Consider the following 11569-nt stretch of genomic DNA (forward strand, 5'->3'; position numbering starts at 1 on the left):
GTGTCTCCTTTTCTCTAAAGAATTTTGGCTACATTCTTATCCATAACTGACGTTAGTTAAATTTTTATGATCCCACTTTTGGTCTTGGCACGTTGCTAATGTTGTCTAATGGCAAAGACCGCTTGTTGCACGATAGGGTAAGGGATCTCAATTCGATATAGTGTTAGAGGAGAAAGACGAAGCTCCATTCGCTACAGTTGTATTTAAGTATTGAAGTTTGTACAGGTCCCGTCTACTGCTATGGAATTGCTCGAATACCAAGCTAAACAACTTTTTCAACAGGTGGGTATTCCGACATTACCGTCACAAATTATTTCTGATGCGCGGGAACTAAAGCAGTTACAAATTCCCTATCCCATTGTTTTAAAATCGCAGGTTTGTAGTGGGGGACGGGGTAAGGCTGGGGGCATTAAACCGGCGCAAAATACCATTGATGCGATCGCCGCGGCCCGAAATATCTTTAATTTGGCGATCGCCGGCCAATATCCCGATGTGCTTTTAGCAGAAGCCCATTACCGTAGTCAACAGGAAATTTTTTTGGCAGTTGTCCTAGATTACGAACTACAACGTCCTGTGTTGCTGGGCTCAGCCTATGGCGGCATGGATGTCAATAAACTCCTTGCTAATTTGCAACAGGTTGTCATTGAAGAATTTTTCTCGCCTTTCTATGCCCGCCACCTCCTGAATCAGATGGGGTTTTCTGGGGAACTGGTTATTTCCCTCAGCCAAGTGATTGGGAAAATGTATGATCTCCTGTTGGCAAAGGATCTAGATCTCATTGAAATTAATCCTTTGGGCATTGGTGAAAATGGGGAGCTCATGGCTCTGGATGGTAAAGTGACTGCCCATGACACCGCCATTCAAAAACATCCTGATATTGCTAGTTTTGGCGATCGCCCCACCCCCCAAAGTCCCTTACAAGCAGAGGAGAGCAACGCTCTATTTTGGGAGCATGATATCAAAGGGGGCAACATTGGCATTATCTGTTTTGGTGTCGGCTCGGCGGCATTACTGTGGGACATGATTCACAATCAAAAAGGCCATCCCGCCTGCTGTTGGATTTTAGGCCCACGCGCCCAGAGTTTAGTGTTTTCCCCGAATGAGCTGGACACGCAAATTATGGCCATTTTAGAACAGCTTAAAACCTTGCCCCAGGTCAATGTGTTGCTCCTGAACCTCGTGGCAGATGAAGAAATAAATCAACAAATTTTGCACTATCTTGTGGGGCAAACAAATCAGCCAAATCCCGTTATCAACCGTGCTCCCACCCTTGGGAAAACGCCGACGGTGACAACTGCTACGACCCAACTGGAGCCACCCCTGCCAGAAATTGTGGTGCGGTGTTTACCGACCATTGAAAATACCTTTGATAGTTCCCTCTACTGGGAGACTGATTTAGGGGATGCTATTCGTCGGGCGATCGCCCTTGGTAAACAAACAGAAATTCGCCCTTAGGTTGAGGTTCCACAAAGAAACATATGATGACTTGGGAAACGAACGAAAACATTTTAGTACAGGGTATTGATACGCCATTGGCGCAATATTATGTGCCCCGTATGCTAGCCTACGGAACTCAGATTGTGGCGGGGGTGAGTGCTGGCAAGGGTGGGGTGACGGTTCATGAACTACCTGTATTTGATCTGGTGATGACAGCAAATAGTGAGCTGGGAGATATCACTACGAGCTTGATTTTTGTGGATCGCTTTGCGGTGTTGGATGCGGCCTTTGAGGCGATCGCCGCCGGTATTAAACAATTAATTATCGTGTCAGCTGGCGTGCCACCATTGGATATGGTGCGTTTATTTTGTAAGGCGAAACGGCAGAAAGTGCGTATTCTAGGCCCCGGCAGTAGCGGCCTCATTGTCCCGGGAAAATTATGGCTCGGCACAGGATTTGTGAATCATTTTCAGGCGGGGGATGTGGCTCTCCTCAGTCGCTTTAGTAGTCTTTCCCAAGAGGCGGCGATTTTGCTTAATAAAGAAGGTTTGGGGCAGTCCTGTGTCATCGATGTGGGCAATGCCGATTTGCCCGGCTCTAATTTTGCCCAATGGCTGAGTATTCTGGATGCGGATCCGAAGACTAAGGCGATCGCCCTTTTGGGACGGTACAGTTCCCAGGAAGAGATTGAATTAATTCCGATCATTCGGGACGACATTGCCACCCCTGTTGTTACATATCTTTGCGGCAACCATGCTCCCCTACACCAAAGTTGTCATGATGCAGGCACAATTATTGCCAATCAACTGTCCTATTGCCTCAGTGAAACCTACAGTGAAACGGAGATGGCGGCGGCCTTTAAACGGGAAAAATTAATGTTTGCTCGCACCCTAGAGGATGTACCGCTACTCCTCAAAAAGGCGATCGCCCCTGCCAAATCTCGTAGTCGCCGTAAATCAAAAACAGCGGTAAATTAAAGCGGTAAATTAAACAGCAGTAAATTAAACAGCAGTAAATTAGGATACCCTTAAGCCTGATATCCGGCTTTTGCCATAACTTTCATGGCGATCGCCATCCTATAGTTCCTATCTCTACACCAATCATCTCCATGGCACAAATCCTTGATGGCAAAGGCTTTGCCAAGAAAATTCAAGCTAACCTCAAAGAAAAAATCGCCCAAATCCAACCACAAATGGGTCGTCCACCGGGCTTGGCTGTGTTGATGGTGGGGGACAATCCAGCCAGTGCTGCCTACGTCCGCAATAAAGAACGTTCCTGTGAACGGGTGGGCATTGCCTCCTTTGGGAAACATTTTCCTGCCGATGTTAGCCAAGCAGAATTAGAAGCCGTCATCCAAGCGCTTAATGTCGATGAACGGGTTGATGGCATCCTCGTACAGCTCCCGTTGCCTGACCATCTCGACTCTGTGGGGTTACTCCTTACCATTGCCCCAGAAAAAGATGCCGACGGTTTACACCCTTTAAATTTAGGTCACCTTGTCCGCTCCGAACCGGGATTACGTAGCTGCACCCCCTACGGTGTGATGGCATTATTGCAAGAGTATGATGTCCCCCTTGCTGGAAAAAAAGCAGTGGTGGTGGGGCGCAGTATCCTTGTCGGGAAACCCCTGGCGTTGATGTTGCTTGATGCAAATGCTACTGTTACCATTGCCCATTCCCGTACCGCCGATCTCGCGGCTGTGACTCGCGATGCCGATATCCTTGTTGCGGCTGTTGGTCGACCAGAATTTATCACCGCTGACATGATCAAACCGGGGGCGATCGCCATTGATGTGGGCATTAATCGCGTGGAAAATCCCGACACTGGTAAGGCGCGTTTAGTGGGTGATATTGCCTTTGATGCGGCTGAAAAAGTAGCCTCCTACATTACACCTGTTCCCGGTGGCATTGGCCCCATGACCGTCGCAATGCTGTTGCAAAATACCTTTCATAGCTACGAAGCCAAGCTGTCCTAGGGGCGATCGCCCTTTCTACAATGCTGCCCACAGCGTTTAATTCCGCCGTGATAACGATGAATAAAGGAAATTAATCGTTAATTTGTCGTGAAAAATTCAAGGATGTGAGTTAATTTTAAGCGTGAGATTATGTTTTTTTAGGGATTTAAGCCTAGCCATAGCCGACCCAAAAAATCAGTTATGGAATATGGGCTGGAGAGACGCAATGCAACAATTAAGGAAAACCCGCGCAGTTCAAACTGTTGCCAGTCTTGGTCTACTGGGATACCTCTCAACGGGGGCGATCGCCGTAGCCCAAGTCACGGTCTTTGAAGGATTACCCCCCACGCCGCCAGCCATCCCCACATTGCGAGGCACACCGGAGGATAGTAAAACAACCAATGTTGTTGTCCCCATTGACCAGCCGCCGTCTCTGCGAGAATTTAACTTTGAAGCGCCGACGGCGGTCGTTAATCCGAATAATGCCGTGAACTATGCTACGCGTTACCGTGTCGAGGTTGCTAATAGTGACTCTTTAATGTTGGCAGCAGTAAAAAAGGTCGAGCCGAATGCTTTTCTACGGGGCGATCGCATCCAAGTGGGTCTTTTTTCAGAACAGCAAAATGCCAATAGTTTACGGACTGATTTACAGGCCAAAGGCATTGCCGCAGATGTTGTCGCAGTGGGCGGCAATTCCCCCGTCGCAGCCATAGGCTCCAGCATTGATAGCGTGGCAGGCTACTTTGTGGCCATTCCGACCCGTGGCCTTTTATCAAGTGATCTGCAAAGTCAGTTACGTCAGGCGGGCATTAACCCCAACCTCATGCAGGAACGTGATGCCCCCCGCGGTAACCACATTGCCATTGGCCCTTTTACGAGTCGTCAGGAGGCAGAAAGTATCAATACTCAAATGCGTGCCATATCCTTTGACAGTCGCCTGTATTTCCAAGATTAAGGGGTGTTGCTCCCCTATTATCCTCCTTTTGTTCCATTGATTTGGACAATATCGTTGTTTATCTTTTGATCGCAGTCACAATGGTTAATATTGCAGAAAAAATTCAAATAGAGCACAATCCAGACCCTGCAAAACTGAAAGAGTTGGGGGTTTTCAGTTGGGGGATTTGGACCAAGGAGGTCTCTACTTTTCCTTGGCAATATGATGTTAAAGAGACTTGCTATTTGCTCGAAGGTGAGGTGATTGTGACTCCCGCAGGCGGCGCACCTATCGCACTGGGGAAGGGGGATTTAGTTACTTTTCCAGCGCAACTTCAGTGTACTTGGGATATTCGGCAAGCCGTGAAAAAGCATTATTCGTTCGATTGATCGGGTAATTGATGGGGTCGTTCATTCAGGCGATCGCTGAGGGCAATCCATTGCATCAGATCGACTTCTTCACCCCGTGCTTTTTGGCTAATATCTAAATCGGCAAAAATTCCATCAAGAATATCTGTGCTGTACAGACCTTTGAGATTATTGCGGAGCATTTTTCGCTTGTTCATGAACCCAACTTTAATTAGGGTTTCGAGGAGCTTTGGGTTTTGAGCTGGTTTCGCGAGGGGACGTGGCGTGATGCGAATAACGACAGAATCGACTTTTGGTTTTGGACGAAAGGCCTTCGGTGGCACAAGACAAATGGTTTCGCATTCGGCCAAATATTGCACTCGTAGGGTTAATGCCCCAAAAGCTTTGGTGTGGGGGACGGCAATGAGGCGATCGCCGACTTCTTTTTGGATGAGCAACACAATGGACTCAAAGGGGTTGGGGTTAGGCGTGGCAATGCGTCCGAGGAGTTTTTCAATAATCGGGCCTGTGATGTTGTAGGGAATATTGGCAACTACTTTGCGGGGATTTTGAAATTTGGGGAAATCGTTTAAAAATTCATCGATATCACTTTTTAGATAGTCTGCCTCTAGCAACAAAAAATTATCGCGATCGCCGTAGTTCTGCACCATAAATTTGCAGAGATCGCGGTCAATCTCCACTGCTAATAATGCCGCCGCTGCGGGCAACAATCGTTTGGTTAGAGCACCTTTCCCCGGCCCAATCTCTAGGAGGCGATCGCCCTTCTGCAAATCCGCTGCCGCCACAATCTGATCGAGAATACTGTCATCAGTCAGCCAATGTTGACCAAAACGTTTTCGGGCGCGCATAGTTTTCGTTGCAATAAAAGGAATCTTTTATTCTACAAGCCTTGGTGTGCTGTCCCTGGGCAGCCGTCAAAAATTTATTTATTAGGCTTCCTCGGCAGTCCGCCGAATCTTGGCCTGTTATTTTTCAAGAATGATGGCGACTAATACCGTTAGCTGTGAAAAGATAAAAATCAAATATCAGAGTGATCTCCCAGCGGAGTCTGTTGTCTCAAAAATCCTAGATAAAAGCGGTGTAAATACTGACTTTTTAGAAGCTGAAAACTCCAACTCGCTTTTGTTTATCCATAAGCTAAATTGCGCTTTAAAATGTTTGCCTATGAATGGACGCTTGATTTAAAGAAAAACTGACATGTGTAAGAATTGTTGATATCAAATACTGGCTTTCATATTGAAAATATAGTAAAAAAATATAACTATCCACTAATTTTACTCGTCCAAAAAAACTCATAAAAAATAAACTTTCACTAAAAAAAGAGGAGACATTTATCTCCTCCAAAATTACCTAACAGTTATTCAATTGTGAAAGTGTCTATACACCAGCCATACTCGCAATGATGGTTGCCCCCAAGGCAAGAACAACAATAGATATACCCACAATGCCAACCATAGTCAAGTCTCTACGCTTTTCGGTAGTCGGTTTGTCGGAGGTATACATGGGCGGTGTAACAGCGTGATTATTGATTAGACCTTGGCCACTAACGGTATAACCATCAACTTTACTTGGCTCAAGTTCACCCTCGCGCTTTTTACGAGCAGCAACTTCAGAGGGGACAAGCTCTTCGCCATTACTTACTTTTTCTTGGTTTAATTCTTCAGGGATATGAGTCGTCGTATTGAGACCGTCGTCCTTCGTTTTATTGGTATCGTTTAAGATTTCCATTGATAAATATTTTTCCTTACTTGCGACAGTAGATATCAAGAAGAAATCAATCACACTCAACTAAAGATAAATCAACAATATATACTATTGAAACTTGTCAAAGATTTAATTTCTTGCTTTCAATCTATATCCTAATCGTAGCTTTTAATGCTACTAAAATGCATCCATCAACCGACCCAAAAGGGCATCTCTCAATAGGGATAGATTGTTTTTTGTGGATATTCCCATGGTTTAGAGTGGGCAAAATATTTAGTTGCTTCAATTTTTGCTTTTGCTTCTTTGATGTTCGAGATTATTGATTTCTCTGACGGCGATCGCCATTGATGAGCTTTACTATCGTTTTGGAATAAGATTACAAACAAAGTCTCGTTTTTGTTTTTGTCGTTCTTGGCGATCGCCCGGTCTATTCCCTACCGGTTCACGACAATCAAACTTTTCTGAGGGCTGTCGCTGGCCATCGATTTTGAGCTCAGCTCGATACTGCCAGTGGTACTTCGCGCTTCTCTTGATGGAGACTAAACAAATTTCTTGATGATCGACCGTTCGACATTGGGCGGCGATCGCCACTCCCGCAAAATTTAAAAAGAAGCAACAAACAAGGGCAAGGGTAATCACAAACTTGAAAGTCATATTATTTCTATGCACATACCAAGAACACGATGGATACTCCTTGCCATGGCATTCAAACAAACATGGTTAAAAAAATACTCTTTTAAAATATAAATAACGCAGAACATCGAGCCAACAATAACAGCGCGTATTTCCCCCAAACCATTAGGCAATAAAAAAGCTAAGCATCCAATGAACGCCTAGCCAAAACTAAAGATAGTAGAGATTGACAATGAAAATTTAAACCTAGAGGAGGCCGAAGAAGTGAAGAACGCCTTGACCAGTAGCAAGCTCAAGAATGAGAGCTGCAACGAAGCCGATCATTGCCATGCGGCCATTGAGGTTTTCTGCAGAAGCGGTGAAACCAAATTTCTTGTCGTCCATGATATAACCTTTTGTAAAGAAGAGATAATTGCTTGACACCCATAGCTTAACAAAGAGTTACATAGAACTGCTACAACCTTAGACTCAGTTCAGATTACTCTTTCTTATCTAGCAGTATAGGTTTTTCTTATCTATTTTTCGCGTTAACCAAAAGAGAGCCTGTTGCCACCGACTCCTCAGCCAGCAGCAACAAGGCTCACAAATTATTCGAAATTGAAAGAAAAGGATTTAGTCCTGCGGTAATTCGTATTGGCTTACAATCTTTTTCGCAAACTCTGGGACATGGGTCTCAAGCTTTTCCGGATAGTTGCGACGGGTAAAGAGATAGTTGCGTGTGAAGTGGGAGTCAATGGAAAACTTGGCATATTCCAAGCCTTTGGGGCCAATCTTCTCAATCACCACACCCATGAGTTTGGCTGCCCACATGGGCAGGGTCACGCCTTTGTCGTAGGCGGGAATGCTTTGTTGGACTGCCTGTTTGCGATCGCCCTTAGAGTCGACGGGTTGTGTTTCAATTTCGTCGGCGATGAGATCATACATTGCTTGGCCTGTGTCATTTCTGACGACAATCCACTGCCATCCATAGGGCGCACCCATATAACCCACCACAATATCGGCGAGGGCATTGGTATAGTCAAAGCAGCTCATGCAAGAGGGGGCAAACACATCTTTGAGTTGATTTGTTTTGAGACCGAAGAAAGGCACAAGCTCGGTGGAACCGTCTTCATGCTTGAAGTGCACCCGGAAGTCTTGCATAAATTCGTAGTACACCACTGTGTCCGGCGATCGGCTGGTGGTATCAAGGAATTTTTGGAGGCCAGCGCGGGTAACGTTATCCACACAGGGCATACCGAGCACATAGAGTTTTTCGAGGCCAATTTTGTCCTGAACTGCCCGTAATGCCTGAATCTGACAGCCAACACCGATCACTAATAATTTCTTAAAACCACCCTGCTCAATTTGTTCGAGGATGGTGAGATTGGGAGATAAGGTTGGTTTATTAACCCGCGCTGCGAGAATTTCTTCCTTTGTTGTGGCGATTAGAGGGCTAGGCTGAAACCGATCTTCTGGCGTATTCTGCACACAAACTACCCCTTCCACTAGTCCCGCATCAAGCATCTTGCAGGCAAGGGAACTGACAATCCCTGTCCACTGTGCGCCTTCTATGGGGTCTTTTTTGCGGGCGGCCACCATTTTTTGATGCACGCCGAAATACATTTCTTGCTCGTCGTCTAGATTGCGCTGTCTGCCATGAACGAGGTTTTCGAGGCGATCAAACTGCTGATTAATAAAGGCGCAGGCTTCTTTGACGTAATAAATAAATTTTGTATCGCACAGACCACAGTCACTACATAGATCTTTCGCTGGGCGAACTTTGCCACGGGGCAATCCCTTCGCTTTTTCGTGGGCTGGAATTTGGGCAGTCATGGGCGGCGATGTGACTTCAAAACAGTATTTGTCAGCGTAATGGAAAGGATTGTACAACAGTCGTTTTTTGTGACGAAATGTAACAGGGAAAGCGGGTCAAAGGGGAGAGGGTGGCGATCGCCAGTCCTTCCTTGAGGCACGTTACGATATCTGAGGATAAATTTTGAGTATGAACATTAGGCGAAGACGATGACCCCAGATACTGAAATTATCGTAATCGGTAGCGGCATTGGTGGACTGTGTTGCGCGGGTTTATTAGCGCGATATGGCTTTGATGTGCTCGTTCTGGAAAGTCACGCGATCGCCGGGGGCGCTGCCCATAGCTTTGTGCGCAACGGCTATCACTTCGATTCTGGGCCATCGTTATATTCCGGTCTGTCCTACAGTCCATCGTCGAATCCATTGCGACAGGTGATGGATTTACTCGATGTCGATTGTGAATGGTTACAATATGATGCGTGGGGCGTTGATTTGCCAGAGGGGTACTTTCGGGCAGATGTTGGCTCCGACGGTTTCTGTGAAATGCTCACCCAAATGGGAAAAAGCGATGTCATTCCCCAGTGGCGTAACTTGCAGGAAAAAATGCGTCCTCTTGGAGAAGCCTCGGTCAAACTTCCCCTTGCTGCTTTTCGAGAAGATTTAGGCGCAATATTTACCCTCGGAAAGTATGCCGGAGAACTGCTGCCCTATTTGCCTTACGCTCCCCAGCTGAATGATCCCTTTGGCAAGGTGATGAATAAAGCAGTGCAGGATCCGTTTATTAAAAATTGGCTAGATTTGCTGTGCTTTATGTTGTCCGGATTGCCCGCGTCGGGAACGATCTGCGCAGAAATGGCCTTTATGTTTGCCGAGTGGTATCGTCCAGAAGTTTTGCTGGATTATCCGAAAGGTGGCAGCGGCGCAATTATTGAGGCGTTAATTCGTGGTTTAAAAAACTTTGGTGGCAGCATCAAACTCAATAGCCATGTGGAGCAAATTATGATGGAAAACGGTAAAGCTAGCGGTGTTCGCCTCAGAAATGGTGAAGAAATTCGCGCGAAAAAAGCTGTTGTTTCTAATGCCCCTATTTGGAATACTTTAGGTTTGTTAGACCAGAAAAAGTTACCCCAAAGTTTTATCAAAAAACGTCAAGGAATGAAGCCTTGTCGCAGCTTTATGCATTTACATTTGGGTATTGATGGCAAAGACTTACCCCCAGAGACCGAATGTCATTACTTGATTGTGAATGATTGGGAGCGGGGTGTGGCCGCAGAGCAGAATGTGGTGGCCGTGTCGATTCCGTCGTTGCTTGATCCGAGTCTTGCGCCAGATGGTAAGCATGGTGTGCATGTTTATCTGCCGGCGACTGAGCCCTATGAACTCTGGGAAGATCAGCAGCGTAATACCGACGACTATGCCGAGTTTAAGGAGACTCGCGCCCAGGTGATGTGGGATGCCCTCGCAAAGGTAATTCCAGATATTCGTCAACGTACTGAACTCGAACTTATCGGCACGCCGCTGACCCACGAAAGATTTTTGCGCACCTATCGCGGCACCTATGGCCCTGAACTAGTTGCTGGGAAAGAGAGATTTCCCGGTTGTACCACCCCAATTTCGCAGCTTTACTGTTGCGGCGGCTCGACATTTCCCGGTATCGGCGTTCCGGCGGTGGCAGGGTCGGGGATTATTGCGGCGAATACGATTGCGCCTTTAGGAAATCATTTGCAGATATTGCAGGCGATCGCCAAATAATTATAATCGCCAAATAATTATCACAATCCAATAAATTTATGCTCTAGTTACGAAAAATCACGCAAAACTCTTGGGCTATTACGAAAACCGAATATGTTTATGACCGTGTGGCAAAATAAATGTAGCAAGACAACAAATGAATGCACCCTAGTACGGGAAAATACGTAATTCACACAAAAAAAACAAAACTTTTTAAGTGGGTATTTATTGTTGTTGACCTATGGCAATGGTGTAAAAAAAACTATCATTTCGAATTGCCCGATTTAATCCCTAAACTTTTCTTACGAATAATCTTAAGAAAATATAGGTAATGTCATTTGCCCATGATTTCAATGGCTATTATGTAGACACAGTTTTCTTCTTTATTGTGTTGATTTAGATTTTCTAATAGTGAAATCTGCCATAGTGGAACATTTCGCAAAATCATTAGATTACAACAGAGTCAATCCTAAACAGTGCTCTATTTATTTTTTCGTGTAGGACTTTTATCTTTGAAAGCCTTTAAAAAGGGAGAATACTCCTAGACAAAAAAACAGACTTTTGAGTGTAAAGTTGAAGGGTTATATAAACCATTGGGAAGTAGATTGATATTTCGATATACAGGAGTCATGAAGTGATGAATCTTATAGATTTTAGAGAACTAAATAAGCTCTATGATGGGGATCAAACCTTTCAGCAAGAGATTGTCACTTCTTTTGTAGAGAGAATTCCGGCATATCTTGATTGTCTTAGGGTGAGTCTCCACCAGCAAGATGTTGAAAGTTTACTTATTTATGCTTGTCAGTTACGGGCTGTGGCAAAGCGCTGTTGCGTTAACGAAGTTCATGTTTTGTGTGGCATGTTAGAAAAGCAGGTTCGGATACAAAAATTTGCCTCTGCTGCCATTACTTTGCAACGGATACAAAAGATTATGAGTCATGTTCAAGCTGAGTATTTACGCTCTCAGTACAGGACAAAACTGGAAAAAAGTAGGAGGAGAGGGTTTGATAGAAATTA

The 11569-nt window shown here is 45.4% G+C and carries 12 protein-coding genes; 7 read left to right on the forward strand and 5 right to left on the reverse strand.

Annotation, left to right across the window (positions count from 1 at the left end; all coding sequences use genetic code 11):
* Window positions 1–240: 240 nt before the first annotated feature.
* The 5 genes from NIES208_RS17840 (at window position 241) to NIES208_RS17860 (ending at window position 4714) form a co-directional block, all read left to right on the forward strand.
* On the forward strand, window positions 241–1455 hold the full coding sequence (locus NIES208_RS17840) for an ATP-grasp domain-containing protein (protein ID WP_075894340.1): 1215 nt from the start codon (window positions 241–243) through the stop codon (window positions 1453–1455).
* A 23-nt stretch (window positions 1456–1478) separates the two neighbouring features.
* Window positions 1479–2414: a succinate--CoA ligase subunit alpha gene (locus NIES208_RS17845; protein ID WP_084176683.1), complete on the forward strand. Its 936-nt coding sequence runs from the start codon at window positions 1479–1481 to the stop codon at window positions 2412–2414.
* Window positions 2415–2545: 131 nt separating this feature from the next.
* Window positions 2546–3412 carry a bifunctional methylenetetrahydrofolate dehydrogenase/methenyltetrahydrofolate cyclohydrolase FolD gene (gene folD, locus NIES208_RS17850; protein WP_075894341.1) on the forward strand — a complete coding sequence of 289 codons (867 nt, stop codon included), beginning with the start codon at window positions 2546–2548 and terminating at the stop codon, window positions 3410–3412.
* Window positions 3413–3617: 205 nt separating this feature from the next.
* A complete protein-coding gene (locus NIES208_RS17855; protein ID WP_075894342.1) occupies window positions 3618–4346 on the forward strand; it encodes a vWA domain-containing protein in 729 nt (242 codons plus the stop codon).
* 80 nt (window positions 4347–4426) lie between these two features.
* On the forward strand, window positions 4427–4714 hold the full coding sequence (locus NIES208_RS17860) for a cupin domain-containing protein (protein WP_075894343.1): 288 nt from the start codon (window positions 4427–4429) through the stop codon (window positions 4712–4714).
* On the opposite strand, the gene rsmA is transcribed toward NIES208_RS17860, so the two are convergent.
* The 5 genes from rsmA to NIES208_RS17890 all read right to left on the reverse strand — a co-directional run bounded on the left by rsmA (window position 4699) and on the right by NIES208_RS17890 (window position 8842).
* The gene (rsmA, locus tag NIES208_RS17865; RefSeq protein ID WP_075894344.1) at window positions 4699–5541 is read right to left on the reverse strand and encodes a 16S rRNA (adenine(1518)-N(6)/adenine(1519)-N(6))-dimethyltransferase RsmA; all 843 of its coding nucleotides are present in this window, start codon (window positions 5539–5541) and stop codon (window positions 4699–4701) included. The two genes, NIES208_RS17860 and rsmA, sit on opposite strands and share 16 nt — an antisense overlap.
* Window positions 5542–6070: 529 nt before the next feature.
* Window positions 6071–6421 (reverse strand): hypothetical protein, encoded by a 351-nt coding sequence (locus NIES208_RS17875; protein ID WP_075894346.1) that lies wholly within the window; start codon window positions 6419–6421, stop codon window positions 6071–6073.
* Window positions 6422–6754: 333 nt separating this feature from the next.
* The gene (locus NIES208_RS17880) at window positions 6755–7051 is read right to left on the reverse strand and encodes a hypothetical protein (RefSeq protein WP_075894347.1); all 297 of its coding nucleotides are present in this window, start codon (window positions 7049–7051) and stop codon (window positions 6755–6757) included.
* A gap of 225 nt (window positions 7052–7276) precedes the next feature.
* Window positions 7277–7414, reverse strand: coding sequence for a chlorophyll a/b-binding protein (locus NIES208_RS17885; RefSeq protein ID WP_075894348.1), 138 nt, complete (start codon window positions 7412–7414; stop codon window positions 7277–7279).
* Between the two features lie 228 nt (window positions 7415–7642).
* Window positions 7643–8842, reverse strand: a complete 1200-nt coding sequence (locus NIES208_RS17890; RefSeq protein WP_075894349.1) for a Coenzyme F420 hydrogenase/dehydrogenase, beta subunit C-terminal domain — start codon at window positions 8840–8842, stop codon at window positions 7643–7645.
* Between the two features lie 189 nt (window positions 8843–9031).
* Here NIES208_RS17890 and NIES208_RS17895 point away from each other — a divergent pair, with 189 nt between their 5' ends.
* Together NIES208_RS17895 and NIES208_RS17900 are read left to right on the forward strand one after the other, a co-directional pair.
* Complete coding sequence (locus NIES208_RS17895) at window positions 9032–10573, forward strand: phytoene desaturase family protein (protein ID WP_075894350.1); 1542 nt, start codon at window positions 9032–9034, stop codon at window positions 10571–10573.
* Window positions 10574–11189: 616 nt separating this feature from the next.
* A partial coding sequence (locus NIES208_RS17900) for a hypothetical protein (RefSeq protein WP_139325100.1) occupies window positions 11190–11569 on the forward strand: 380 nt, incomplete at its 3' end.

Source organism: [Limnothrix rosea] IAM M-220 (assembly GCF_001904615.1).
Taxonomy (GTDB): Bacteria; Cyanobacteriota; Cyanobacteriia; order Cyanobacteriales; family MRBY01; genus MRBY01.